The sequence below is a fragment of the Rhodococcus sp. T2V genome (genome assembly GCF_029269925.1).
GTDB classification, from domain to species: Bacteria; Actinomycetota; Actinomycetes; order Mycobacteriales; family Mycobacteriaceae; genus Rhodococcus_F; species Rhodococcus_F koreensis.
The window spans coordinates 38129-63843 of sequence record NZ_JARJBD010000006.1; the positions used below are offsets into that span (position 1 = coordinate 38129).

Annotated in this window: 29 protein-coding genes and 1 pseudogene; 8 read left to right on the top strand and 22 right to left on the bottom strand. The window is 68.8% G+C overall.

From position 1 onward, the window contains the following. The first annotated feature begins 8 nt into the window (after positions 1-8). From P3H15_RS07665 to P3H15_RS07675, 3 genes are all read left to right on the top strand, one after another. Positions 9-221: a recombinase-like helix-turn-helix domain-containing protein gene (locus P3H15_RS07665; RefSeq protein WP_072949161.1), complete on the top strand. Its 213-nt coding sequence runs from the start codon at positions 9-11 to the stop codon at positions 219-221. Positions 222-223: 2 nt separating this feature from the next. Next, positions 224-1255 carry an aromatic ring-hydroxylating dioxygenase subunit alpha gene (locus tag P3H15_RS07670; protein ID WP_072949159.1) on the top strand — a complete coding sequence of 344 codons (1032 nt, stop codon included), beginning with the start codon at positions 224-226 and terminating at the stop codon, positions 1253-1255. Between the two features lie 92 nt (positions 1256-1347). Then, complete coding sequence (locus P3H15_RS07675; RefSeq protein ID WP_276136669.1) at positions 1348-1965, top strand: TetR/AcrR family transcriptional regulator; 618 nt, start codon at positions 1348-1350, stop codon at positions 1963-1965. Between the two features lie 9 nt (positions 1966-1974). Here the strand turns inward: P3H15_RS07675 and P3H15_RS07680 are convergent, their stop codons facing one another. Together P3H15_RS07680 and P3H15_RS07685 are read right to left on the bottom strand one after the other, a co-directional pair. After that, on the bottom strand, positions 1975-2535 hold the full coding sequence (locus P3H15_RS07680; protein WP_174705575.1) for a MarR family winged helix-turn-helix transcriptional regulator: 561 nt from the start codon (positions 2533-2535) through the stop codon (positions 1975-1977). Between the two features lie 108 nt (positions 2536-2643). After that, entirely contained in the window at positions 2644-3009 is a 366-nt protein-coding gene (locus P3H15_RS07685; RefSeq protein WP_072949157.1) for a RidA family protein, read from the bottom strand. Positions 3010-3137: 128 nt separating this feature from the next. On the opposite strand from P3H15_RS07685, the gene P3H15_RS07690 reads away from it, so the two are divergent. Then, positions 3138-4064, top strand: a complete 927-nt coding sequence (locus P3H15_RS07690; RefSeq protein WP_276136670.1) for an NADP-dependent oxidoreductase — start codon at positions 3138-3140, stop codon at positions 4062-4064. A 39-nt stretch (positions 4065-4103) separates the two neighbouring features. On the opposite strand, the gene P3H15_RS07695 is transcribed toward P3H15_RS07690, so the two are convergent. The 5 genes from P3H15_RS07695 to P3H15_RS07715 are packed head-to-tail and all read right to left on the bottom strand — an operon-like array spanning position 4104 to position 7477. Then, the gene (locus P3H15_RS07695; protein WP_276136671.1) at positions 4104-5042 is read right to left on the bottom strand and encodes a CopD family protein; all 939 of its coding nucleotides are present in this window, start codon (positions 5040-5042) and stop codon (positions 4104-4106) included. 5 nt (positions 5043-5047) lie between these two features. Then, positions 5048-5581 (bottom strand): copper resistance CopC family protein, encoded by a 534-nt coding sequence (locus tag P3H15_RS07700; protein WP_276136672.1) that lies wholly within the window; start codon positions 5579-5581, stop codon positions 5048-5050. After that, entirely contained in the window at positions 5578-6246 is a 669-nt protein-coding gene (locus P3H15_RS07705; RefSeq protein WP_276136673.1) for a YcnI family protein, read from the bottom strand. The genes P3H15_RS07700 and P3H15_RS07705 overlap by 4 nt, the downstream gene beginning before the upstream one ends. Before the next feature lie 41 nt (positions 6247-6287). Continuing rightward, positions 6288-6806, bottom strand: a complete 519-nt coding sequence (locus tag P3H15_RS07710) for a hypothetical protein (protein WP_276136674.1) — start codon at positions 6804-6806, stop codon at positions 6288-6290. A 17-nt stretch (positions 6807-6823) separates the two neighbouring features. Beyond that, the gene (locus P3H15_RS07715; protein ID WP_276136675.1) at positions 6824-7477 is read right to left on the bottom strand and encodes a DUF6474 family protein; all 654 of its coding nucleotides are present in this window, start codon (positions 7475-7477) and stop codon (positions 6824-6826) included. 162 nt (positions 7478-7639) lie between these two features. Between P3H15_RS07715 and P3H15_RS07720 the strand changes: the two genes are divergently transcribed. Together P3H15_RS07720 and P3H15_RS07725 are read left to right on the top strand one after the other, a co-directional pair. Further along, positions 7640-9196 (top strand): TM0106 family RecB-like putative nuclease, encoded by a 1557-nt coding sequence (locus tag P3H15_RS07720; protein WP_276136676.1) that lies wholly within the window; start codon positions 7640-7642, stop codon positions 9194-9196. 36 nt (positions 9197-9232) lie between these two features. Further along, on the top strand, positions 9233-9907 hold the full coding sequence (locus tag P3H15_RS07725; RefSeq protein ID WP_276136677.1) for a YoaK family protein: 675 nt from the start codon (positions 9233-9235) through the stop codon (positions 9905-9907). A 50-nt stretch (positions 9908-9957) separates the two neighbouring features. On the opposite strand, the gene P3H15_RS07730 is transcribed toward P3H15_RS07725, so the two are convergent. From P3H15_RS07730 to P3H15_RS07770, 9 genes and pseudogenes are all read right to left on the bottom strand, one after another. Continuing rightward, positions 9958-10401 carry an RDD family protein gene (locus tag P3H15_RS07730; RefSeq protein WP_276136678.1) on the bottom strand — a complete coding sequence of 148 codons (444 nt, stop codon included), beginning with the start codon at positions 10399-10401 and terminating at the stop codon, positions 9958-9960. Beyond that, entirely contained in the window at positions 10398-11261 is an 864-nt protein-coding gene (locus P3H15_RS07735) for a hypothetical protein (protein ID WP_276136679.1), read from the bottom strand. The genes P3H15_RS07730 and P3H15_RS07735 overlap by 4 nt, the downstream gene beginning before the upstream one ends. Further along, complete coding sequence (locus P3H15_RS07740; protein WP_276136680.1) at positions 11261-11575, bottom strand: WXG100 family type VII secretion target; 315 nt, start codon at positions 11573-11575, stop codon at positions 11261-11263. The genes P3H15_RS07735 and P3H15_RS07740 overlap by 1 nt, the downstream gene beginning before the upstream one ends. After that, a complete protein-coding gene (locus tag P3H15_RS07745) occupies positions 11572-12075 on the bottom strand; it encodes a YbaB/EbfC family nucleoid-associated protein (RefSeq protein WP_276136681.1) in 504 nt (167 codons plus the stop codon). The genes P3H15_RS07740 and P3H15_RS07745 overlap by 4 nt, the downstream gene beginning before the upstream one ends. 180 nt (positions 12076-12255) lie before the next feature. Next, positions 12256-12891, bottom strand: a complete 636-nt coding sequence (locus P3H15_RS07750; protein WP_276136682.1) for a hypothetical protein — start codon at positions 12889-12891, stop codon at positions 12256-12258. A 151-nt stretch (positions 12892-13042) separates the two neighbouring features. Continuing rightward, positions 13043-15328, bottom strand: coding sequence for a hypothetical protein (locus tag P3H15_RS07755; protein WP_276136683.1), 2286 nt, complete (start codon positions 15326-15328; stop codon positions 13043-13045). Next, complete coding sequence (locus P3H15_RS07760; protein WP_276136684.1) at positions 15325-15660, bottom strand: hypothetical protein; 336 nt, start codon at positions 15658-15660, stop codon at positions 15325-15327. The genes P3H15_RS07755 and P3H15_RS07760 overlap by 4 nt, the downstream gene beginning before the upstream one ends. A 93-nt stretch (positions 15661-15753) precedes the next feature. Next, a pseudogene (locus P3H15_RS07765) lies at positions 15754-16182 on the bottom strand (class I SAM-dependent methyltransferase); the annotation flags it as partial. Between the two features lie 76 nt (positions 16183-16258). Then, a complete protein-coding gene (locus tag P3H15_RS07770) occupies positions 16259-17026 on the bottom strand; it encodes an SDR family NAD(P)-dependent oxidoreductase (protein ID WP_072938731.1) in 768 nt (255 codons plus the stop codon). A 156-nt stretch (positions 17027-17182) separates the two neighbouring features. Between P3H15_RS07770 and P3H15_RS07775 the strand changes: the two genes are divergently transcribed. Next, complete coding sequence (locus P3H15_RS07775) at positions 17183-17530, top strand: hypothetical protein (RefSeq protein ID WP_276136685.1); 348 nt, start codon at positions 17183-17185, stop codon at positions 17528-17530. A gap of 1 nt (position 17531) precedes the next feature. Here the strand turns inward: P3H15_RS07775 and P3H15_RS07780 are convergent, their stop codons facing one another. From P3H15_RS07780 to P3H15_RS07800, 5 genes are all read right to left on the bottom strand, one after another. After that, the gene (locus tag P3H15_RS07780) at positions 17532-17879 is read right to left on the bottom strand and encodes a UBP-type zinc finger domain-containing protein (RefSeq protein ID WP_276136686.1); all 348 of its coding nucleotides are present in this window, start codon (positions 17877-17879) and stop codon (positions 17532-17534) included. Continuing rightward, entirely contained in the window at positions 17872-19320 is a 1449-nt protein-coding gene (locus tag P3H15_RS07785) for an ATP-binding protein (protein WP_276136687.1), read from the bottom strand. Before P3H15_RS07785 ends, P3H15_RS07780 begins: the two co-directional genes overlap by 8 nt. A gap of 13 nt (positions 19321-19333) precedes the next feature. Further along, positions 19334-21010, bottom strand: coding sequence for an FAD-dependent oxidoreductase (locus P3H15_RS07790; protein WP_276136688.1), 1677 nt, complete (start codon positions 21008-21010; stop codon positions 19334-19336). An 82-nt stretch (positions 21011-21092) separates the two neighbouring features. Beyond that, positions 21093-21797, bottom strand: coding sequence for a TMEM165/GDT1 family protein (locus P3H15_RS07795; RefSeq protein ID WP_276136689.1), 705 nt, complete (start codon positions 21795-21797; stop codon positions 21093-21095). Positions 21798-22078: 281 nt separating this feature from the next. Next, positions 22079-22606 carry a peptidase gene (locus tag P3H15_RS07800; protein ID WP_072938714.1) on the bottom strand — a complete coding sequence of 176 codons (528 nt, stop codon included), beginning with the start codon at positions 22604-22606 and terminating at the stop codon, positions 22079-22081. A gap of 201 nt (positions 22607-22807) precedes the next feature. On the opposite strand from P3H15_RS07800, the gene P3H15_RS07805 reads away from it, so the two are divergent. Then, positions 22808-24157 (top strand): hypothetical protein, encoded by a 1350-nt coding sequence (locus P3H15_RS07805; RefSeq protein WP_276136690.1) that lies wholly within the window; start codon positions 22808-22810, stop codon positions 24155-24157. A 3-nt stretch (positions 24158-24160) separates the two neighbouring features. On the opposite strand, the gene P3H15_RS07810 is transcribed toward P3H15_RS07805, so the two are convergent. Then, positions 24161-25600, bottom strand: a complete 1440-nt coding sequence (locus P3H15_RS07810) for an amidase (RefSeq protein ID WP_276136691.1) — start codon at positions 25598-25600, stop codon at positions 24161-24163. Between the last annotated feature and the right edge of the window lie 115 nt (positions 25601-25715).

A 25715-nucleotide genomic window follows, 5' to 3' on the forward strand; every position in this document is an offset into this window, starting at 1 on the left:
GAAGAACCATGAGCCTGTATCTGCAACCACGCCAGTCCGGCGCGGCGCCCACCCCGTACGAACGGAAACTGGCCGGTGCGATCGAAGAGGTCTTCGGCACCGGGGTGCACCACCTCGAAGGCCTGGTGAAGGGCCTGAACGCCCTCGGCATCCACAGTCCCGGCGGCGACGCCTGGACCACCGACACTTTCACGGACGAGATCCGACGGATGGGGGCCTGACCATGGTGAACCGACTGCACAAGGCGGCACTGACCGGCGACGAGATCTTCGCGACCGGGATGCGCGACCAGTGGCACGCGGTGTGCCCGTCCGACTTCGTCGCGCGCGGCGACATGAAGAAGATCCGCCGCCTCGGCGAGGACTGGCTGCTGTTCCGCCAGTCCGACGGCACCCTCCGCATGCTCGCCGACCGCTGCCCACACCGCGGCGCCCCGCTGTCACAGGGTCAGCACCTCGGCGACCGCGTCGCCTGCCAGTACCACGGTGTGCAGGTCGACGGCGGCGGCACCGTCGTCTCCGTCCCCGGGATGCCCGGCTGCAACCTCGAAGGCAAGCGGCTCGTGACCAGCCTCCCCGTGCGGGAAGTGGCCGGCGCCGTGCTCGCCTGGTTCGGCACCGACCCCGACGCCGAACCCGCACCCCTCGAACTGCCCGAGCGCCTCACCGACGACGGCATCTCGCACTTCCTCTGCTACGCGGAGTGGAAGGCGCCATGGCGGTTCACGCTGGAGAACCTGCTCGACCCGATGCACGGGGCGTTCCTGCACCGGGAGTCGCATTCGATGTTCGGCGGGGAGACGTCCGCGAAGTTCCGGATCCGCGAAACCGATCGCGGTTTCTTCTTCGAGAAGACCGACCAGCGCGGCGTGAACTTCGACTGGGTCGAATTCTGCCGGACCGGCATCGACTGGGTTGACCTCGAGATCCCGTACCCGCCGACCGCGGGCCCGGGCGGGTCGTTCGGCATCGTCGGCATGGGAACGCCGATCGACGCCGAGACCACCGCGGTGTTCTTCTGGCGCTACCGCCGCGTCGAGGGCTGGGAGCGCGACGTCTGGCGGTTCCTGTACCGCACCAAGCTGGAGGAACGGCACTGGGTGGTGCTCGAGCAGGACCGCACCATGCTCGAGGCGATGGCATTCGACGCAGATCAGGCGGAGAACCTGTACCAGCACGACCTCGGCGTCATCCGGCTCCGCAGGCTCTACCGGGCGCAGGCCGAGGCCCAGGCGAAGGCGCTTCAGGAGGCGTAGGGTCGCGCCGGGTTGACTCGAGTGAGATGTCAACTAAGAATGTGTGACGGCCGACACGTCGGGCGCCGGCCGGATTCGAGGAGGCGCGAGCGGTGCTTACGAACGGTGACGATCGGGGTCGGCTCGCGCTGGTCGAAGCGGCGGGGCGGTGCTTCGCCGAACTGGGGTACGAGCGCACCACCGAGGCGGTCATCGCCGCGGCCGCCGGAGTGTCCGAGGCCGAATTCCGCGTCCGGTTCGCGTCCCGCGACGACGCCTTCCGTGCCGTCGCGGCCGAAGTGTTCGACACGTTCGTCGAGGCTCAGCGCATCCCGGTCCCGCCGGACGCGGACCCGCGCAGCGTCCTGCGCGCCGCCACCGCGGCGTTCATCGAGACCGTCTACAGCAGCGGCCGCCTGTTCACGATGGTCGAGGACCGCGCGGCCGTCGACCCCGTGATCGGCGAACAACTCGAGGCGGCGCACAACCGGATCCTCGGCCGGTACATCCGGTTCATCGAACGACTCAACCAGGCCGGCATCGCGACGCCCTGCGCCGAACCCGCCCAACTCGCCCGGAAACTGGCCGAGGCGCAGTGGACGGGTGCGGCGCGCCTGATCGGTGCGTCGCCGGACGAGCAGCGGCGGTTCATCGTGGAGATGACGGCGGCCTCCGAACGATTCATCGGATTCGGTGAGGTCGCCGATCTGACCGCCCGCGCGGCCAGCTGAGGTTCCGGCTCAGGCGGTGGGGGCCTGGTTCTCGACGATCGAGTGCTCGAGCTTGCGGAGCAGTTCCGCCAGCGCCGCCTGATCGTCCTTCGACATCCCGCTGAGGATCTGGGACTCGTTGGCGAAGTGGGCCTCCGCGACCTTCTCGATCACCCGCAGGCCCTCGTCGGTGAGTTGCGCGTGCACGATGCGGCGGTCCTCGGCGTCGCGCTCCCGCTGCACGAGTCCCGCCTTCTCGAGGCGGTCGACGCGCAGTGTCACACCCCCGGTGGTGACGAGGGCGGACTCCGCCAGCTGTCCGGACGTCATCCGGTACGGCGGACCCGAACGTCGGAGGGCGGCCATGACGTCGAACGACGCCATGTTGATGCCGTGCTCCTCGAACACCGCCGCGAGGGACGACTGGTACCGCAGATACGAACGGTGCAGGCGGCCCAGCACTTTCAGCGGACTCACATCCAGGTCCGGCCACTGGTGGGCCCACTGGTCGACGATGTCGTCGACGGCATCGCGATCTGGAACGGGGCGTTGCGTCACCGGGCGCACCTCCTGGATTCTCGAGGGTCTCATCTGTTTAGTACCAAGATATCGAAACGAGCATAGGTGACGGCGACGCGCCGCGGGTCCCCGTCGATTGCTCGGAACGGGGACCCGCGGCGCGGCCGGACGTCGGTGCGGTCAGTGGCCCGCGACCGCCGCGACGGCGTCGATCTCGGCGATGGCGCCGTAGGGGAGGCTGCTCACCTCGAGGAACGTGCGTGCGGGACGCGGCTCGTCGAAGATGCGCTCGAACTGGCGGTTCGCCTCCTCCCGCAGCGACAGGTCGGTGACGTAGTAGGTGAGCTTGACGACGTCCTGCAGCTGCCCGCCGACGGTGGCGAGGCGATCGACCATGCGGTCGACGGCGGCGTCGAGCGCCTCGGTGCGGCCCGGGACGGCAGTGCCCTCGGCGTCGACGGACAGTGCGCCGGAGACGAACGCCAGTCCGCCCGCGACCACGGCCGGGCTGTAGGGGTGGTGGGCGGTGACTTCGGTGAGGGACATGGAGGCTCGCTTTCTCGGTGGGCTGCTCCGGCCACTATATCTTAGCGCTAAACTAATTGACAGGGTCGTGGAAGCGAAGCTTCGGCGAACTCCTGGCGCGACGGACCGCCGAGGACGAGATTGAGTGCATGACGAATTCGAACCAGACCATGACGGCAGTCTCCTACTCGTCCTACGGCGGTCCCGAGGTGCTCGAGATCCACGAAGTGCCGGTACCCGAGCCCACCGGAAACCAGGTGCGCCTCCTCATCAGGGCCGCTGGCGTCAACCCGATCGACTGGAAGCTGCGGTCGGGATCGATGGCCGACGTGATGTCCGTGCAGTTCCCGAAGATCCCGGGCAGCGAGGTGGCCGGCGTCGTCGACGCGGTCGGGCCGGACGCGACCGGTGTGCTGGTGGGCGACGACGTGTTCGGCTGGTCGGACACCGGCGGCTACGCCGAATACGCGCTCGCCTCGATCGTCGTGCCGAAGCCGAAATCGCTGAGCTGGACGGACGCCGCCACCATTCCCGTCGCCGGCGAGGCCGCCACCCGGGGACTCCGGCTCCTGAAGCTGAAGTCCGGTGAGACGCTGCTGGTGAACGGTGCGTCGGGTGCGGTGGGAACCATTGCGGCGCAACTCGCGCTGGACGCGGGAGTCACCGTGATCGGCACCGCGAGCGAGAAACACCACGACACGCTTCGGGAGCTGGGCGTAACCCCCACGACGTACGGCGAGGGACTGGTGGACCGGGTGCGTGAACTCGCACCGAACGGCGTCGACGCCGTCCTCGACCTCGGCATCGGCGGACTCGAGGCGGCGATGGAACTGCGCGGGGGCACCGACCGGATCGTGACGCTGTCGGACGGTGCCGCGTTCGGGCTGGGAATCACCTTCTCGTCCGGCAACGCCGGCGACCGCAGCGCGGAGACACTGCGCAGGCTGGGCGCCCTCGTCGTGGACGGGAAGCTGGCCGTACCGCCGGCCCGCACGTTCCCGCTGGCCGAAGCGGCCGACGCGCAGCGCGCCGGCGAGAAGGGCGGCAGTCGCGGGAAACTCCTGCTGCACCCGTGAGTACTTGTTAACCGCCCGACGTTAACAAGTACTCACGGGTTAGGCGGTGGTGGCCAAGGCGGCGGCGAGACCGAACGGAACGGCCATCACCACCACCTCGACCATCGCGCGCCGCAGGGACCCTTCCGCGGTGATCCGGTGCGCGGCGGCCTGGACGACCCACGTTCGCCGCCACCACCAGCCGAGCCCGAGGAGCGCCGCCAACGCCACCGCCTTGGCGAGCACGATGCGGCCGTAACCGGTGTCGAACAGGGGCGTCACCCCACCCAGCCGGACCGCGGCGTCGATCACACCGGTCGCGGTCAGCAGCCACACGCACCGCCACGCGACGACGGAGTACCGCGGCAGCCATGACGACCAGTCCCCACGCGACCGGAGCATCAGGGCGAGCGCGGCGAGAAGTCCGAACCACACGGCGGCGGACAGCGCGTGGACGACGTCGAGGACCGAGCCGAGGACCTGCTGCGACATGTGGCCGGTGATCGGCCGGGCCACCAGGGCCAGTGCCGCGAGCACCAGCACCGGGACGGGAAGCCGGGCGTCGCTGCGACGGAATGCGACCGCCGACCACACGGTGGCCGCGGCCGTGCACGCGAGAACGGCGAGGTCGACGCGTCCCGCGCTGATCTCGGTCACGTACGCGCCGAACCGCCGGACCGACAGCTCGGACAACCCCAGGGCGTCGGCCTCCGCCGCCGTCATCGACAGCAGCACGGCCTCGGCGAGCATCCACGCGGCGGCGATCGCGGTCGACAACCGCCACAGCCGTTGGTCCCGCACGAGGGGACGGCTGTCCGCACGACTGCACCAGCCCAGCGCGGCCAGCCCGAGGACCACCGAACCGAGGACCAGGCACAGCGCCCGGACAGCGCTCGACGGTGAGGGGTCTTCCGGTTGCGCCAGCGCCCAACCGCAGGCGACCCCGACGAGCGACGTGGGTACGGCGAACAGCAGCCACGACTGTCGCGCCGTACCCACCGCGCTCAGTTCTCGCCGCGCGGCTTGCGGAGGGCGAACCACAGTCCGCCGCCGAACACGACCACCCCGGCAACGATGAACGGCCACAGCGGAACTCCGCCGCTGCCGGATTCACCGGAGCTGTCGGCCGCGGCGCCGGGTGTGCCCGACCCCTCCTGGGTGAGGGTGAACGTGCGGGTGCCGCTCACCGGATGCCCGTCGGCGGAGGTGACGCGAAACGCGACGGTGTACACGCCTGCCGGTCCCAGCTCGCCGAGTTCGGCACTGACCGTGGGCCCTTCGACGACGGGGTCGCCCTTGGTCCACAGGTTCCCGTCGGGTCCCACCACGGTCAGCGACGCGAACGATTCCTGCAGCGCCTCGTTGAACGTGACGCTGACCCGTTCCGGACCGGACGCGATCTCCGCGCCGTTCTCGGGGGTGGAGCTGATCACGACGGAATGGGCGAGAGCGGTGCCGGCGCCGAGCATGCTCGCGAGCATCGTCAGCAGTCCGACCGCGATCACCTTCACCGACGTGAAAGTGGTGTGTCTTCTCATTTTCGACGGCTCCGGACCATCGCGCCGAGACCGAGCGCCGCACCGAGCGCGCCCAGGATCAGACCGATGCCGCCGAGCCAGCGGGCGGTGTCGTCGGTGCCGGACGCCGTCGTCTCGGTCTCCTCGGACGTCGTGGCGCCGCCGGCGTCGTGGCTGTGGTCTTCACCGCTCGCCGCGGCCAGCGTCAGGGTGGGGGCCGGCTTGTCGGGCTCCGCGCCGTCGGGGCCTTCCGCCTGATCCCAGTTGACGACCTCCCCGTCGCTGTACGTCTGGGTGGCCGGGAACGACACGTCTTCCTGCTCCGGCAGCGGTCCGGCGGACAGCTCGAACTGCTGGAACTGTCCGGGCGCGACACCGACACCGGGGTCGGCGGTCCACGTCACGGACTTCGCGACCTGGGACGTCGGGTCCTTCTCGACGACCGACGTCCACCCCGGCATCGGTGTGGTGCGGGCCGACTTCAGGTCGGGGAGCGTGACGGTCAGCTTGGTGGTGGACGCCGTCTCGGACTCGGTGGGAACGCGGAACGTCAGGACGGAGTAGCCGCCCTGCGCGGCGCCGGGGGCGACGACGGTCACGTGGGCGGCGGCCACACCGGCCGCGAGCAGCATGGCGCTACCGGCCGCACCGGTCGTGAAAAGGGCACGGGAAACGAGGGAATTCATCGAAGGTCCTTTGAAAGGTCTGAAGGGAGAGAAGCTGAGAATCAGACCAGGACCGGTGGGCCGCGCCGCGAAATGCTCGCGCGCAGCAGGGCGTCCACGGGATTCGCGGGACGCGCGGGGAGGTGCGCCGTTCGTGCTGCCGAGACGGGCTGCGGTTCACCGCGCAGAACCACCCGCCAGACGTGGACGAGGGGACCGTACAGCCGCTCGGCGTTGGCGATCAGCAGCGCGCAGACGACGGTGGCGGCCGCGTGCGCGGCGAGCATCGGCACGGCGGGGACCGCCGAGTGCATGTGCGAGGTGAGCGTGAGCGCGAAGTGCGCGGCAACCTGGCCGGCGCCGAGGGCTGCCACGAGTGCGAGCGGTCCGTGGAAGCGGGCGGGCAGTTGTGCGGTGACCGCGCCGACACCGCCGCACGTGACGAGCAGCAGGGTCAGGGCCGCGGACTCGGGGAGACCGCCCCCGCCGATGCCGTGCGCCGCGACCGCGAGACCGGCGACGAGCGCACCGACCGCCGACCCACGAAGGGTGGCGGTCGCGGCGGGGCGGGCGGGGGACATCGAGGTGGGCGGGTCGTTCAGCGCACGCCGAGGCGGGCGAGGAGATCGGCTTCGACTCCGTCGAGTTCGGACGAGATGGCGTGATGGGCGGCCTTGCGGCGGGCCTGCGGCATCTGCTCGGCCGCGCGGACGGCGGTGTTGAGATCACTGAGGCGGTCGCGGATGGCGGCGGCGAACTTCTGGGTCTCCGCGTCGTCCGGTTTCTGCCCGAGGATCTCCGTGGTGGAGCTTTCGGCACCGGCGATGCGGGCGCTGAGCTTGGCGCCGTGCCCGGTGAAGTTCGCGAGCTGGTCGATGTCGACACCCATCCGGTCTGCGCGCCGGGCGTCGATCTGCCCGCGCACGACGGTGGCGGCGCGGTAGGCGATCGGCAGCAGCACCGGCGTCAGCAGTCGTGCGACACCGAGGTACTTGCGGACGGCGGCGACCGTGAAACCTTTCTGGGCGGCGGCCTTCTCCTCGGCCTTCAACGCAGCGATCTGAGCCTTCTCGACCTTCTTCAGCGACCTCAGTTCGGCGGCCTCGAGCTTGCGCCCGGCCTTCGCGGCCTGCTTGTCGCGTTTCCGTTCGTTCTTCGCGCTCAGCTTCGCCTCCACTCCAGCCTTGTGCCGGAGTGCCTTGGCTTCCGCCTTGCGGGTGGCTCGGGACTTACGTTTCTTCAACAACCCCATCGAAAAGACCCCTTTTCCTGGTGTTTCAGCGGAGCCCACGCTACCAACTGCATCCGGTGCTTCGGGATCAGCCTAGGGGAGCACATAATCTTCGTCATCGTGTGTTCCCATATCGGTCAGCAATCAGAACCCGACGCCTCTCCCGGAAAGGTGTCGGGGACGGTGATCGATGCCAGCGCCCTGACGCGGTGCCGTCACCGGGTGCACCTCGACGCGGCGTTCCCCGAACAACTCGCGGCCGCGCCGGAGGACCCGGGCGTCCGCCAACGTCAGGATGCCGCCGCCGCCAAGCGCGAAGACGTCCGCCGGACCCTCACCGAGCACGCACCGGAACGGTGGGTGCAGATCGACACCGAGCAGAGTCTGCGCCGGCGCGCCGAGGACACCCTCGCCGCATGCGAGGCGGGTGTGGACCGCATCTGGGGAGCCGTGCTTCCGCTCGACCGCGACGCCGGCCGGAGGGCGCGTTGCGAGATCCTGATCCGCGACGAGGACCGCGGTGGGTACATTCCGGTGATCGTCGTCAACCACAAGGTCACCGATCCCGGCCGCGGCGCGGTGACGTCGGGAATGTTCGAGTGGAAACCGCGGGAGGACTCGACGCGGAAGCCCCGCGGCCAGGTCCGTGACCAGATGCGCGTCGCGCAGGTGTACCGGATGCTCGAGCGGCACGGGCTGGCGAGTCCCGCCTTGGTGGCCGGCGCAATCGGGTACGGCTCCGACGTCATCTACGTGCACGACCTCACCACCATCCTCGACGACTACGACGAACGCTTCGCCGACCGGCTCGCCGTCGCCCGCGGGGAATCGGCGACCGTGCCGTCGAGGATCGGCGAATGCCGGTCTTGCCCGTGGTGGCCCGGATGCGAGGAACAGCTGACACAGACGCACGACGTGAGCCTGGTGGCCACCGGGTCGCGCGCCGACATGCTGCGCGACGCGGGCTGCCACACCATCGACGACCTCGCCGCATGGGACCGCGAACCGCTCGAGGACTGGCCGCACGGCGCGTTCGAGGACGCCGTCGTCACCGCCAAGGCCTGGCTCGCGGGGGCGCCGCTGGTGCGACGCTTCCCCGAGATCCGGGTGACGCGCGCCGACGTCGAGGTCGACGTCGACATGGAGAGCTACCAGGAGCACGGCGCCTACCTGTGGGGCACGCTGCTCAACGTGGACGGGGTGTCCGCGTACCGGCCGTTCGTCAGCTGGGACCCGGTGCCGACACAGGACGAGGCGCGGTCGTTCGCGGAGTTCTGGACGTGGCTGATGGCTGAGCGGGAAGCGGCGGCGCTGAGCGGCAGGACCTTCGCCGCGTACTGCTATTCGCGTTCCGCTGAGGACAAATGGTTGCTGGATTCCGCCCGCCGGTTCGCCGGGACACCCGGCATCCCCACCGAAGCCGAGATCCGCGAATTCATCGACAGCCCACAATGGGTCGACATCTACCAGGCGATCAGCGACCAGTTCATCTGCCCCGGCGGCAAGGGCCTCAAGAAGATCGCCCCCGTCGCCGGATTCCGGTGGCGCGACGCCGACGCCGGCGGCGAAGCATCCATGAGCTGGTACCGCGAAGCCGTCGGCTACGACGGCGAACCCGACCTCACCCAGCGCGAACGACTGCTGCAATACAACGAGGACGACGTCATCGCCACGAAAGTACTGCGCGAATGGATGTCGGATCGGGCCGAGAACGAGATCCCGCTCGCCTCCGACCTCTAGGCTGCACAGCAGGGCCGAGACGGTAGGGGTGGTCAGGTGGAGGTTCCGAAGACATCCACGACGCTGCGGTTCGCGCTGCTCCTCACCGCAGCAGGCGGCTTCCTCGACGCCTACACCTACATCAGCCGCGGCGGCGTCTTCGCGAACGCGCAGACCGGCAACGTCATCCTCATGGCCATCGACCTGTCCGAGCGGCACTTCCACGCCGCACGCGCACACCTGTGGCCGATCCTCGCGTTCATCGTCGGCGTCGCGTTCGCGCACCTGCTCAAGGGCGAACTCGCCCACAGCGTTTTCGACCACCCGATCCGGATCGCGATGGTCGCGCAGATCGTCGTCCTCGTCGCGGTCGCGTTCGTCCCCCCGGACGTCCCCAACGCACTCGTCACCGTACCCATCGCCTTCGTCGCGGCCATGCAGTTCGGCCTGTTCCGCACCATCGGCTCGCTGTCCTACATCGCCGTCGCCACCACCGGAAACCTCATGCGCTTCACCGAGGCGGCGTATGCCGGATTCATCGAGAAGGTCCCCGAATCGCGCCAGCACACCCGGGTGTACGCAGCCATCGTGAGCAGCTTCGCCGGCGGTGCCGTCCTCGGCGCCTTCGCCACCCGCTACCTCGGCGGATCCGCCGCCTGGATCCCCGCCGCCCTCCTCGCCGTCGCCCTCATCCTGTTCTACGTCGACGACGTGCGGCGCCGCCGCCCGTGAGTGGTTGACGAGTCCAGGGACTCCTTACGCACACACGGGCGGCGAAGCCGCTATCGGTGAACGTCCCTGCGGCGTACCACGAGCGGAAACCCGTCCTTACCCTCGGTCGGTGTGTTCTGGAACAGAATTGCCACGAATCCCAGGACCCAGCACCACACCAGGGCGCCGAAGGTGGGCCATCGACCGTCCGCTGGTCGGATGACGCACAAACCGAGAACCCACTTGCCCAAAGTGACGTGATAGATCGATTGAACAACGGTGCGGTGCACGAAGGACAACAGCATCCACGTGCCAACGGCAACAGCAAGCGCCACCATGGAGTCCTCGGGTGGAAGTACGGCGCCCCCGACGCTATCGGCGAGAACGGCAGCGCCGAGGTGGAGGCCGGCATCGATCACGAATGCCAACGTGCGACGGAGCCGGCGAGGCGAGGGATATCGCTCGGGGCCTACCGGAACCGGCCCCCGCGCATGAAGTGTCCAGGTGTCGCTCACGATTGTGTGTCTCCATCCGGCTGCCCGCTGAGATCGGCGATCGCATCGTCGAGCCCTGTTCGTGAAAGTGCCTCATCCACGATAAATCCGGGTGCCCGGTTGGCTCCGACCGTCGCATTCTGCGCCTCGGCGCCGACGTATCCCGTGACGACACTGCGAGGGTCGTACATCTTCTCGATGCCGACGATACCGTTGAGCGCACCTTTGACGGTCCCGCTGACCACACCCTTCGCGCCGGCCTCGGCGATGTTACCGAGGTCGTATCCGTCGCGTCGTCCTCCCGTGTTCTCGTACGCCTGGACTGCGGTCTCCAGAATTGCTTGAAGGCCGGCACCCTGTGCCGCGCCCTTCAGAGCGCCGACGGCGGCGCGTCTGAGGAGCGAGGTGATCAGCTGCCGCATGATCATCCGCACGGTGACCTGCGTGGCCGTCTCCGCCGCGAACGCGGCCGGACTCGCCGCACCGAACGTCATCGCGCTGGCCACGGCGACCGCGACGAGTTCGGCCGCCAGCGCCACCAGCGCCGCGATGATCGACAGCTTCGCGACCCGGATGTCGTCGGCCGACCAGTCGAGGGTGTCACCGAGTTCGTGGAACAACTCCGACAACTCACGCAACGCACCGTCCGCGCCGATCCGCGCCCACTCCTGCGCCATCGCGGTCTCGACGTCACCACTGACACCGGACAACGCCGACCGGATCGCGGCATCGGCCTCGTCGATGATCTCGTCGAGCGAGGTGCCGGCGTCCTTCCACCCCTGCCCGAGTCGTTCCATCGCGGTCTCGTCCGCATCGGGCCAGTCCGCCCCGACCACCTTCTCCGCCAACCAGCGGACCCCGCCCGGAACCTCGATGCCCATCAGAACAGCCCGGCGAGGCTGGACGCGGTGCCGCGGTCGGTGTCGTCGAACGAGTCGGCGGTACTCCGGAGCTTCGACCCGACCGCGGCCAGCGCCGCGACCGCGAACCCCAGCGAGTGTTCGGCCGCGTCCGCGGACGGCAGATACCCGCTCGCGAACGCCGTTCCGGTCTCGTCGGCGCCCCAGCACTCACCCTCGCCGTCGAGGGTCGCGGTCAGGGTGGCGGCAACCTCGGCCATCCGCTGCGACAGGGCGTCGAACCGGGGTGCGACGCCGCGCAGATGCGCCGGGTCCACCCACAGCTGCGCGCTCACTGCCAGCCGTCCCGCAGCAGCGGCCGATTCCACGACCCGTCGCCGTGATCGTCCGGGGCCGGTTCCGGATCGGCCGGGGTGCCACCGCCCTTGGGGACCAGCGGGGGGAGGAAGTCCCGCAGGCTCGGCGCGCCGGGAACGAGGTCCGGCAGATCCGGCAGGGTCGCGGTCGCGGACACGATCGATCCCATGATGCGCATCGACTCGGCGTGCGCGGCCTCGCCGGCGCGGCGGGCGGCGTCGGTCATCGCGCGTCCCAGCGATTCGGGGGTGGAGCGCCGGAACGCGTCCGGTGCCAGGTGCACCTCGACCACCCCGCCGACGGAGTTCACCACCACCTGCACCAGCCCGTCGGCGGACTCACCCGTCACGCGTAGCTGTGCCACCTGATGCTGAGCGGCACGCAGATCCTGCGTCTGCCGGTCGAGTGTGGCCAGCATCGAATCGATCTGACCCTGCAGTTCCTGCTCACGCACCCGCAGGCCTTCGCGGTCGAACATGAATCCCCCCTTGACGTCTCGCGTCGCACCCCGCCGCAGCACGGTGTGACCGCACGACCCCCACAGTCGCGTCGCGGGCGAACACTACCCCTCACGCCGGCGATGCCGCCACCGAGGCGGGTTCCGTGAGTGGTTGACGAGTCCCCGGACTCCTCAGGCGCGCACGGGCGGCGAAGCCGCCTACTCCGAATTCGCGGGCCTGATCCACTCCGGATACTGGACGGCGACAGGCATCGTCGGGGGCTCGAATCCGGGAGGTGGAACGAGGTTGCCGGAGGCGTTCGCCGTGAATGCGGGGAACTGCTGCTGCCACCAATCCGTACAGCCCTGAGGAATGACATCACCGTTCATCCGGCGCAGGTAGTGGAGCTTGGTGATCTTCCAGCCCTCGAACACATTCCACGTCGGCACCCGATTCGCACGAGGGTCCTGCCGGGCGGGATCGGTGTCCGGAACCCCCGGCTGCCCCGGGTCGTCGGCGGTTCGCTCGAGTTCGATGCGGAAGGCCGCATTCAGCCCTTCCGCACTGAAGTTCGGTCCCCGGTCCGCATGCAGGTTGTAGGTGCACACGGTTGCCCCGATGCCGGGCCCCGTCTCCCCGTATGCGGTGATGTGGAGGAAGTTGGTCAGGGGAATCTGCTCGTCCTCATCGGGTTCGAGCCACGTGAAGAACTCTTCCTTGTCGGGGTTGCCCGGTCGAGTGGGGCCACCGACTGCCCCGGGATATCCCGGAAAGGAGTGGGCCTGACCGACGAATCGCGTGTAGTCGGCTGCCTCGTAGGCACCTCGCACCAACTCGGGCCCGCGCTGTGCCAAATCGACGCCAGGATCGGCAGACCATACATTCGCGTAGAGGATGGTGGGTGGCGGTTCGACGGCGGCGGTCTCATCTCCAACGCTGGGTGCACAGCCCGTGACAAGGGTTGCTGTGGCCGCGACCGCAACGGACCACTGGGAACTCCTGCGGTCAACCGTCATTGCGAACCACATCGTCGTACCCGTTTCGCATACGCTCGCCATTGCCGTCTGCTGGATTGCCGAGACGACTGAACATCGTCTGATATCCGTCTTTCAGGAGTGAACGGGTCGCAGGGTCGGATTGGGCCTCCTCCCAACTCCGAAGCTCTCCGGAACCGTCGAATGCCCAGGGGAAATCCCCTCGGAAGCTCGCGGGAAGCTCCGGCGTCGCTTGGAGAATGTTGTAGTAGTCGCGGTAGAAGTCCGGGGCTTCCAGAGCGATGGAGGGTGCCGGCCCCGGCGCCTTGCCGATGACGGCGTCTTTCAGGGGGTCGCCACCCGCGTCGATCATGGTGTTGATGAATTCCCCGCCGGGAAGGCGGTCCAGGCCTACGGAGCCGATGCTGGTGAGCGCGCCGTACGCCGCCGCCTTGCGGTCGTAGATGGCCTGCGCCTGCTCGGCCTTGTCGCTGTAGCTGTCCTCTGTCGAGAGGAGTAGTCCCCTGTCCATGAGGCCGTGGATTCGGCCTGCGGTGGAGAGGTCGCCACCGGCCAGGGGCGCCGCGGGGTCGTGTGCGTACCGGCCCTCGGCGGCAAGTATTTCCTGCATCGAGTACTGGGTGAAGTGTGTTCCGGCCTCGGGATCGGTGTTCATCACGGCGAATACGTTCGACGAGCCGCCGAAGTGGTTGTTGTCGGCGGGGTCTGCCCAGGTGCCGATGTCGAAGCCGGGGTTCTCTGGTCGGCCGGCGCCCGCGAGATCGCTGATGTACGGACTCATGCTGTGGGACATGGTCCGAAGAAGGTCCGGGTTGACCTGCCCGACGGATTGCCCGTCGGTGCCGGGTATTCCCCGGAGCGTGTCCCAGTCGGTGCTCATGTTCTCGGCGACGGCCGACATGATCTGACCGCTGCGTGTTGCGGCTTCGACGTCGGCCGGGTTGTGGGGGTCCTCGACCGTGGCCTCTGCGTCGTCGAACCGGAACATCGAGGCTGCCGCTTGCCCGTTGTCGGACCAGTTGTGAGTGAGGACGTCGCGAACCAGATTCTGGCCGGTGTCGGGCTGGGTGACCGCGTTCTGGACGGCGATCTTGTCGTCGCCGACGGCGGTGAAGATGCCTTCGGTGATCGCCGTGTTCTCGGTTCCTCGGCCGTCGACCGTGAAGTACTCGAATTTGTGGTTCGGGTTCTGTTCGTGCGCGACCTGGGCGTCGAGGTACTGGCGACCGACCTCCAGGAGGTGCTGATCGAGGCTGCTGCCGCTCTTGTACCGCGCATCGCCTGTCTGGACGATGTCGGCGATGGCCTGGTTGTCGGCGACTCCGTTCAGTTCGACGCTGGCCGCACCGGTGGTCCCGACCATCTTGAAATCGCGGGTCACGAGATCGTCCCGGGTCAGCGATTCGACCATCTTGTCGGGTAGCAGGTTCAGGCCGCCGGTTGTCGGCACCTGCGAGTCGCCCTTGACGGTGGCCGTGATCTTGTCGTTCGACACGATCTGAAGCGAGTTCGCCAGGGCACGCGCAGAGTCCGGAGGCAGCTTGTCCATGATCTGCTGGATCTCCTGTGGGCTCTTTCCGTCCAGTGACCGGCTGACCTGATTCAGGTACTCCATCTGCGACGCGGGGATCGTCGCGGCGTTGCCGGAGTTCACGGCGTCGAGTTGCTCGGGGGTCAGTTCCCCGGCCTCGGTCAGTCTCCGGATCTGTTCGGGATTCAATCCGGCGGGGTCGGCGACGAGTTGCGTCCCGTCGGACGCACCCTGATCGGAGCCTAACGCCGCGGCTGAGGTGAACGTTGCCCGCAGCCCGTCGCGAGCGGAAGCGAGTGCGTCCCTGACGGTTGCGTCGGCAGTTTCCGTCGCCAACGCGGCGTCGGCGATGTCGCGTTGCCATCCGGTCATGTCGTTCACGCGATCGTTGTCGGGATCGGGGGTCCCGGGATCGGTGACCGTCAGGTCGTCGGCTATGCGGAAACCCGCAGACTCGGCGGCCACGATCGCCATCCGCGCACGCTGCAGCGGTGCGTCGACGTCGTGGAAACCCTGCTTCGCACGGTTGGCGAGTGCTTCCAGTCGATCCACCACGACAAGCGCCGTCTTCTTGTCGGCATTCGCCCGGTTCTGGGCGGCTTCGGCGGTCTTACCCTCCCAATAGGTGTCGTTGACCCTGGTCACGCCGTCGACGTATCGGGTGAAGAGATCTTCGATCTTGGTGCCGAGGGCGATCCATGCGTCACCGATCTCGGTCAGAGTCGCGGGATTCCAGGACTCGATCTGGGTGCGAGTGAGGCTCATGCTTCAGCGCTCCACTCGCCGGTGGCGTTCGTGTACGCGGCGACGAACCGGTCGGCTGACGATTCGTCCTGGTTCCGGTACTCCTGCGCGGCATGGATCATCACGTCCCCGGTCTCGCCGAGTCGTTCCTCGATCGCCGGGACGAGCGCCGCATCCACCAGATCCGCGGAGATGCCCGACGCCTCGATGACCGAGGCCATCACCGCGCCCGCGGCCGACAGGTAGGGGCCGGCGGCCGGGCCGGTTCTCAGACCACCCGCCTCGTCGGCCAGCCCGTGCAAGGTTCCCCCCAGCCGTTCGAGCTCTTCCAGATCAGCTTTCAACGTTCCCACGAAGCCCCCCTCGTCCGTTCACGAATCGACAGCAGCCTAGCGCCCCGTGAGTGGTCGACGAGTCCCCGGACTCCTCAGGCGCGCACGGGCGGCGAAGCCGGCGTTCGTCAGCAGGGTGGGGATGTCGCGGGTGAGGTGGCACCCGCCGGCGACGGTCTTCTGGATCGGTTCGAGCCGCCGCTGCCAGCGCTGGACGTTGGCGTCCGGGGCGAGACCGTGCTCGACGAAATACAGTGTGCCGCCGGGTTTCAGGACCCGTAGGACCTCCCGCAGTGCAGCGCCGACGTCAGGGATGGCGCACATCGTCCAGGTGGACAGTGCGGTGTCGAAACTGTTGTCGAGGAAGGGGAGTGACTGACCGTCGAGGCCGGACCTTTCGACCGGCGTCGTCGACGCCGCCAGACGCTTGCCGGCCAGCTTCCAGCCGAGGTCGGCGGGTTCGACGGCGCTCACCGACTCGACGGCGGCCGGGTAGAACGGGACGTTGAGACCCGATCCGAATCCGATCTCCACCACGCGCCCGGATAGGGCGCTTCGCGCCCCGTGCGCGGTTGAAGAGTCCAGAGACTCGTCAACCACGCACGGGTGGCGGAGCCGCCTACCGCGGCGCCATGCGCAGAGCGCCGTCCATACGAATGGTCTCACCGTTGAGGTAGTCGTGTTCGACGATCATCTGGACGAGTTGTGCGTACTCGGCGGGCTGTCCGAGGCGGGAGGGGAACGGGACGCCGGCTTCGAGGCCCTTGCGGTACTCGTCGGTGACACCGGCGAGCATGGGGGTGTCGATGATGCCGGGGGCGATGGTGTTGACGCGGATGCCGAACTGGGCGAGGTCGCGGGCGGCGGGGACGGTCATGCCGTGCACCCCGCCCTTGGATGCGGAGTAGGCGATCTGGCCGATCTGGCCCTCGAACGCGGCGACGGACGCGGTGTTGACGATGACACCGCGCTGCCCGGACTCGTCGACGGTGTCGGTCTTGGAGATGGCGTCGGCGGCGAGGCGCAGGACGTTGAATGTGCCGAGCAGGTTGACGGTGATGACGGTGCGGAAAAGTTCGAGGTCGTGCGGGCCCTTCTTCGACAGGATGCGGCCGGCCCAGCCGACGCCGGCGCAGTTGACGACGATGCGCAGCGGCAGACCCGACTCGACGATCGTGTCGATCGCGGCCTGGACCTCGTCGCCGCTGGTGACGTCGGTGGCGAGGAGGGTGACGCCGTCGGGGACGGTGTCACCGGCGCGTTCGATGGACTGCTGCAGGTCCAGTCCGAACACGGTGGCTCCGGCGTCGGCGAGACGCTTGGCGGTGGCGGCACCGAGGCCCGAGGCTGCTCCGGTGACCAGTGCGGCGGTTCCCTGAATTTCCACAGTTCGCATCCTTCGTTTCCGGCGACCTCCGTTGGCCGACCCTGGTGACCTGCACCATAACGGTCGCTCGGTGTGACGGCAGCGCTGAGGGAAGCATTGCCGGCGGGGGAGCGGGTAGTTTCTCTCGCGGGTGGAGCGACGACCGTAGGGGGACGGATGACCGAGGATCGGCTCGAAGTGGATCGGGACGCGTTGGTGCGGTGCATCGCCGCGTGCGAGGTGCTGGCGGCGGACATGCGGGACCTGCGGGAGCGGGCGCACCGCGAACTCGCGCCGGAGAACTTCGGCCTCGGCGAAACCCACCTGCCGTCGGCGGCGGAACTGGCCGCGCGGTTCCGGGCGACGGCGATCGGCGGCCCGGGCGTCGCGGAAGAGAATTCGGCGGTCGGGACGTTCGCCGCGCACGAGCGTTACGCCCTGGATCTGAAGGCGAAGTTCGAAGCGGCGCTGGCCCGGTACGACGAGCGGGACGCGGCGACGGCACAGCGTTTCGCGCAACTCTGAGTCAGTGAATGTGAGCCTGCCAGTCCGATGGAACCCGGGGGCCCGGACCTGGGACGGTCTGGTCGATCGGATGATGTTGCGGCGGCGCCAGTTCGGGACCTTCGAACGCCGTCTCGGTGGCGTAGTTCCAGAACCAGGCCTCGCCCGGTTCGAAGCTCCGCACGACGGGGTGCCCGGTGTCGGCGGCGTGTTTGGTGGCGTGCTGTTCCGGGGAGGAGTCGCAGCACCCGATGTGACCGCACTGCGCGCAGCGGCGCAGGTGCACCCACCACCCGCCGGCGCTGTCGCATTCGGCGCATCCGTCTCCGCTCGGCGGCACGCTCGGGTCGATTCCGTCCAGCTCACCCATCGGTGACTCCTTCTGCTGCTGCGACTTCGGGTTCGATCGGAATGCGGACCTGGAACCGGGTGTCGCCCGGTTCGGATTCCACACGCAGGTCGCCGCGATGCTTCTTCACGACGATGCGCCAGGAGATGTCGAGGCCGAGCCCGGTTCCCTCGCCCACGGGTTTCGTGGTGAAGAACGGTTCGAAGATGCGTGACCGGATCTCTTCGGGCACACCCGGTCCGGTGTCGCCGATCTCGATGAGCGCCATGTCGCCGTCGCGCCGGGTGCGAACGGTGAGGGTGCCGTGGCCGTCCATGGCGGCGACCGCGTTGTCGATGAGGTTTGTCCACACCTGATTGAGTTCCGCGGCGTACGCGGGGATCTGCGGCAGCGTGGGATCGTATTCCTTGACCACCGCGATCGAGTCGCCGATCTTGCGGGCGAGCATCACCAGCGAGCTGTCGAGCAGTTCCCGCAGGTCGATGCGCTGGTAGGGGGCACGGTCCATCTGCGAGTACTGCTTCGCGGCGTTCACGAGCGTGGAGACCCGGGCGGTGGAGTCGGCGATCTCGTTCATCAGCAGTTCGGTCTCGATGGTGTAGTTGAGCCAGCGGATCGCGCTCTCGACCATCGCTGCGTCGTCGACACTGGCGACGATCCGCTCCAGCCACGGCACGTCGAGCCCGGCCTGCACGAACGTGGGCGCCAGGTCCCAGCCCCCGGAGACGCCGTGGTCGTCGAACCAGTCGCCGAGCTCGTCCTCGCGGTCGGACGCCTCGAGGGGAGTGAGCGTCGGCGCCTTCGCCACGAGTTCGGCGGTCTCCTCCTGCAACCGGATCAACGTGGCCAGCGCCTGCCGGTCGTACACCCCCGACGCGATGACACCGAGTTTCTGCCGCATGTGCGACACCCGGTCGCGTAGCGACGCCGTCGCCCGGACCGCGGCCGCCGCCGGGTTGTTCAGCTCGTGCGTGAGCCCCGCCGACAGCGACCCCAGCGCCAGGAGGCGCTCCCGCTGGTCGACGACCTGCTTCGCGTTCTGGTTGCCGAAGAACAGCCCCTCCAGCAGGTGCACGGCCATCGGGAACCATTCGCGCATCAGCTGCCCGAACCGGTCGGCGTCGAGGACGAAGAACTTCGACGGCGCGGTGACGCGCATCGACGCGGTGTACGTCTGGGGTGCGCGGTCGCCGAGGTACGACTGCCAGGCCCCGGAGTACACGCCGCGCTGCGACGTCCGGTTGAACTCGATCTCCTCGCCGCCCGACAGCTTGCTCAGCACGAGTTCGCCCTCGATCAGCACGTAGAAGCACGTCGCGATCTCACCCTCCGCGAACACCGGGCCGGGTTCGATCAGCTCGACGTGCCCCTTCTCGCAGAGCTGTTCGAGCTGGTGGTCGGTGAGCTTCTCGAAGAGGAACAGCGTCCTCAGCTCGGGGGGATCGCACGGAAGTCGGCTCATGGTCTGCCTCTGGTCATGGTTGGCCGATGTAGCGGTGGACGAGCATCACGGCCATGGCGCCTTCGCCGACCGCCGACGCCACCCGCTTCGCCGACTCCGAGCGCACGTCCCCGGCGGCGAAGATCCCCGGAATACTGGTCTCGAGGTGGTGCGGGAGGCGGTCGAGGGGCCAGCCGCGCGGCGGCTTGCCGTCGACGACGAGGTCGGGGCCGGACACGACGAACCCGTTCTCGTCCCGCGCGACGACGCCGTCGAGCCAGTCGGTCCGCGGGGCGGCGCCGATGAACAGGAACAGGAATCCGGCGTCGACGGTCTGCTCGTCGCCGGTCGCGTTGTTGCGCAGCCGGATCTTCTCGAGGTGCGCGTCGCCCTCGACGCCGATCACCTCGGTGCACGGTCGCACGCGGATGCGCGGGTTCCGTTCGATCTGCTGGACGAGGTAGTACGACATCGAATCCTCGAGCGACTGTGCCCGCACGACGATGGTGACCGTCCGGGCGCCCCGTGACAGGTAGACGGCGGCCTGTCCGGCGGAGTTGGCCCCGCCGACGATGTACACGTCCTGGTCGGTGCAGCGGGCCGCCTCGGTGACGGCGGAACCGTAGTAGACGCCGCGGCCGGTGAGGTCGTCGACGCCGGGCGCGGGATGACGGCGGTACGAGACACCGGTCGCCAGGATGATCGTGTGCGCGTCGACGGTGTCGCCGTCCGCGAACCGGACCGTCCGCGCCGAGCCGTTGACCTCGAGCGCCACGACGTCGCGGGTGGTGATCAGTTCGGCCCCGAACCGGGTGGCCTGCCGACGGGCCCGTTCGGCGAGTTGCGCGCCGGACACGCCGTCGGGGAACCCGAGGTAGTTCTCGATGCGCGAACTCTGCCCCGCCTGGCCACCGGTGGCCGTCCGCTCGATCAGCGCGGTGCGCAGCCCCTCCGAGGCGCCGTACACGGCGGCGCCGAGACCGGCCGGGCCGCCGCCGACGACGACGAGGTCGTAGAAGTTCTCCGACGGGTCGGTCCGCAGTCCGAGATGCCGGCCCAGTTCGGTGTCCGACGGTTCCACCAGGCATTCGCCGTCGGCGCAGATCACGACCGGCAGGCGACGGCCGTCCAAGCCGGCGGCGCTGAGCAACCGCCCGCCCTCCGGCTCGTCCGACATGTACCAGCGGTACGACAGCTGGTTGCGGGCCAGGAACTCGCGCACCTCCGAAGACCGCGGCGCCCAGCGATGCCCCACGACCTTCGTCTCCTCGGCGGGGTGGTGATCGGACGACGCCCACGCCTCGAGCAGGGCGTCGACCACCGGGTACAGCTTCTCTTCGGGCGGATCCCACGGTTTGAGCAGGTAGTGGTCGAGGTCGATGACGTTGATCGCCTCGATGGCCGCGTCCGTGTCGGCGTACGCGGTGAGCAGCACCCGGCGCGCGACCGGGTACAGGTCCATGGCCTTCTCCAGGAACTCGATCCCGCTCATCGCCGGCATGCGGTAGTCCGCGAGGATGGCCGCGACGGGATCGCCGCGCAGCTTCATCTGCTTCATCGCGTCGAGCGCGGACTCGCCGGATTCGGCGCGGATGATCCGGTATTTCTCACCGTATCGGCGCCGCAGATCGCGGGCGACGGCGCGCGACACCCCGGGGTCGTCGTCGACGGTGAGAATCGCAGGCTTGCCGCTCGCTACGGGATGGTTCACACACGCCCTCTCGTCCGTGAGAACTGCGAGGTACTCCAAGGACTCCGAGTATTGCCCCGGGGCGCGTCTTTGTCGACCGGGTTCAGTCCTGGTGCTGCATCTGTTCGGGCTCTGCCGCGGCCGCGCGGCGGCGCCGCGACCACACGGTGCGTCCGGCGGCACCGGCCAGCGCCAGAACGACGACGGCGGCCCCGGCGATCGGACCGGCGATGTTGCCGGGGAACAGGCCCTCGAGCAGCAGCCAGGCGCCGAACGCGAAGAACAGCACGGCCGCGCCGATGCGGATGACGGCCTCGGGCAGATGCTTGCCCAGGACGGCGCCGACGACGATGGCCAGGGCATCGGCCGCCACCATGCCGACGGTCGAGCCGATCCACACGCCGATCGTGTCGTGGTCGGTGGCGAGGGTGATGGTGGCGAGCATGGTCTTGTCGCCGAGTTCGGCGAGGAAGAACGCGGAGGTGACGGCCAGGAACGCGGAGCGGGTGGCGCGGCCCGCCTTGAGTTGCTCGTCTTCGCTGAGGTTGTCGCCGCGCAGCGTCCACGCGCCGAAGATCAGGAAGGCGATACCGCCGACGACGCTGATCGCCGCGGTCGGCAGCGCGACGCCGAGGTAGTGGCCGACGGCCACGGACACCAGGTGGACCACGGTGGTCGCGACGGTGATGCCGGCGATGACGACCCACCAGCGGTAGCGCAGGGCGAACGTCATCGCCATCAGCTGGGACTTGTCTCCCAGTTCGGCGACGAAGATCACGCCGAAACTCAGCAGCGCGGCGGTCAGCACGGCACATCCTCCTCCAGTAGTGGGTCGGAGGATGGAATGGATTCCTCCGGCCTGGCAGACGCGGCGATGCGTCTGTCGGCCGAAGGTCTCGCCCACCGGTGTGGACACCGGTCCGCCAGGCCGGGCCCGGAACCTCGCAGTGCGAGATTGCCGCGCCAGTATGTCGACACAGGCGATTGGGGGCTACTCCCCTTCGTTGCGACCCACGTTAGCGAGGGCGGAACGAAAAGGCAAAAGCGACAAGAAGTTTGGGGTCCCGGGGGCTCAAACTTCGGGTACCCTCACGAGGCCAGCAGCATGGCCAAAACAGCGGTGTCGGGATCGCTGATCGGGTCGATGCCGACCCGGCTGACCATGGACGTCACCGTCCCGTCCGCCTCCGCCTCCACCCACGCCGCCCGGTGTTCGAGCCCGAGATGGGGGAGACCCGGGAGCAGAACACAGCCCGAGGCCGCGCCCGCGCACTCGGGGAGCGACGGGGTGGTCTCCGACGGCGGGTGCAGCATCATCAGTGCCGGCGGCAGATGATCCGCGAACCGGCCCGGAGCGAGCGCGAACTCCCCGAGGACCGTGCCCTCGGCCACCACGAGACCGACCGTCTCGGGCTCGGGTTCCTCGGGCAGGTCCTCGTGCGCGCCGAAGACCGTGGTGGTGCGGAGCAACCCCGGAACGCACGCCACCCGCACGGCGAGCGCGAGGAGCTGAGCCCACTCCTTGGTGGTGTCGGGCCAGCGCCCGGAAATGACGAATCCCCGCAAGGTACCCGCGGCCTGGAAGGGCGAGATGCCGATGTAGCCGTCCCTGTTCATCTCTGCCTCCTCGGTGTGTGATGACACGCTTCGAACATGATTCGTTCTGCACACCTCGTTGGGTACTTGAAGAATGCGCCCGACAGTGCCTGGCACACAAGAGCATGGGAGTGCTAACTGCCTCAGGTGAACCCGGACGTCTCAGAGAATCCTCAGAATCGTCACAATCTGCCGCTACGAAAGCCACCTACCCTCACCGGAATGACCTCTGAGCGCACACGGAATCCCGCGAATCACGCCCGAACCGAGTCGACGCGAAAGGTCCTCACGCCGCGGCGGGTCGCCGCGGCCGCCACGGCAGGTCTGGTCCTGGCATCCGCAGGCGGGCTCGGATACGTGTTCCTCGGCGACGGCTCGGCCGACAGCCGGACCGTGGCGATCGTCAACACCGACGCCGGCGCGACCGTGGACGGAAAACCGGTGCGGGCGAGCGACACCCTGATCGCGAAGCTCGAGGCGAACGAGGCGTTCGACTGGCAGGTGGTCGACGCGGGCGCGGCGGCGGGCGGCGACTGGTTCGCCACGGTGACCGTGCCCGAGGACTTCAGCGAGGCCGTCTCCTCGGTGTGGGGTGCGAAGCCGCGGCAGGCGACCCTCGACCTCGACGTCGCGGGTTCCGACTCCGCGGCGTCCGAGGAACTGTCCGGGGTGGTGTCTTCCCAGATCGGCGCGGACGGCATCACGGATCTGCTGGCGGACATGTCCTCGTCGCGGACGCGGTTCCAGCAGGCGGGAATGACGGCCGGGTTCCTCGCGGCCGGGACCGCCGCGGCGGACGATGCGGCGCAACAGCTCACCGAGGGCGCCGACACCCTGCTCCCGTATCTCGAGACGGCCCGAGCCGGCTCGGTGCAACTGCTGGAGGTGGCCGATCAGGTGGCGGGCGTGGTCGGTGAGACGTCGGGAACGGCCAACGGCCTCGCGGACCGGCTGAGCGCGCTGGGGCTGACCCTGGGCGAGGCGAACGACAGCGCCACCCGGATGCGTACCAGGATCGACGACGCGATCCGCGTCCTCGACGGCACACCCGTTGCACCGGACGTGGTCCCGTCGCTCCGGCAGGTCGGCGCCGACCTCGACCTGCTCTCCGCTCAGCTGGGTTCGGTGCCCGGTCTGCTCGGCGGACAGGTCGACCCGGACACCGACCTCGGCGAACTCGTCCGGGTGGCGATGGGTCAGCTCACCGACGCCAGTGATCAGCTGAGCAGCGGGGCGCGGCAGTTGAACGACGGCATCGTCCCGATCGCCGATCAGGCGCCGGAGATGCTCGAGGGCGCCACCGCGCAGATCGTCGACGGGTTCGCGAAGCTGAAGACGCTGTCCGGGCAGCTGTCCACGGACCTCAACAACGGGGTCGCGGCGATGCCGGTGCGCACGGCGGCCCAGCAGAACCAGCTGGCGACGGTGCTCGCCGAACCGGTCGCGGTGACACGCACGCTGTCCGGGCCCTCGCCGATCCTCACCGCCGAGCACCTCGCCGTCGGCTTCGGGATCACCACCGTGCTGCTCGCCGGCGCCGTCGTGTGGATGGGCCTGCGCCGCAGGGCCTGACCGTCAGCCGGCGTCCTGGATCCGACGCCACGGAGCCGCCTGCTCGAGTTCGAACGCCAACTCGAGCAGGGTCCGCTCGTCGCCGTGGTCGGCCGAGAAGTGCGACGCCAGCGGCAGACCGCGGGACGTCTCGTGCATCGGCAGCGAGATGGCGGGCCCGCCCGACGCGTTGTTCAGCGGCGTGAACGCCGTGTAGGTGATCAGCTTGTCGAACAGTTCCTCGAAACTCTGTGCCGGCGAAAGATATCCGAGCTCCGGAGTGGTGTGGGCCAGGGTCGGGGACAGGATCACGTCGTACCTCTGGAAGATCTGTGAATACTCGCGGTACGTGCGCCGCAACCGGTACAGCACCCGCGGCGTCTTCGCGATGTTCTTGCGGTACATCGCGGCGAGTCCGCGCGTCAGGTTGTCCGTGGCGTCGCGGTCGAAGTCCGGTCCGAGCATCCGTTTGCCGTTGTTGGAGATGACGAACGCCAGGAAGCCCCAGTAGATGCAGAAGTCCTCGACGAACGAGGTGCCCACCGGCATCGGGCACTCCTCGACGTGGTGGCCGAGGTCCGCGAGCAGATCGGCGGTCGCGTGGACCGACTTACGGGTCTCGTCGTCCGTGCGGGACGCGGTGACCGAATCGACCACCACCCCGACCTTCAGGCGGGTGCTGCTCGGCCCCTCGACCAACCGGATGGGCGGCAGCGTGGGATTGCGGTAGAAGCGTTCGGCGGCCGCCATCCACCGTGCGGTGTCTCGCACCGACCGGGTGACGGCGCCCTGCGCGATGATCCGGATCGGCAGGGTCTTGTCCATGGCGTCGGGGACCGTCCGTCCGCGGGACGGTTTCAGGCCGACGAGACCACAGGCGGCGGCGGGGATGCGGATGGATCCGCCGCCGTCATTGGCGTGCGCGATGGGCACCACACCCGAGGCGACGAGTGCCGCCGAACCACCCGAGGACGCACCCGGGGAGAACGCGGGGTTCCACGGATTGTGCACGGCCTCGGCGTCCATGAACTCGGTGGACGCGCTGAACCCGAACTCGGGCAGCCGGCTCTTGCCCAGCGAGAGCATACCCGTGGACCGGTACTGCGTGACGAAGTCGCTGTCCACCCGGGCGGGTTTCGCGGCGAACGCGACGCTGCCGTGCTGGGTGGGCACTCCGGCGACGTCCACGTTGTCCTTGACGACGGTCGGCACTCCCGCGAACACGCCCTCGTGCGGGCGGCCCGCCTCCGTCAGTGCACGATCGAAGTCGGCGAATGCCAGGGCGTTCAGGGCCGGCCCGACCGACTCGGCGCGCGCGATCGCCGCTTCCGTCACCTCGCGGACCGACACTTCCCCGGCGGCGATCCGGGCCGCGAGGCCGGTGGCGTCGAGGTCGCCGAGCGCGTCGTCGCGGAAGGCGTGGACGACGGCGTCGTCCCTGGCAGGGGTGCTGGACTCGGTCACTCGAGAAGCCTATTGGACGCTCGGCCTGCTCGGACGGGATTTCGCACCCGAAACGAGCACGGGCGCCCGGAACACCGAGACGGTGTTCCGGGCGCCCGTGGCCGCGAAAAGCGAG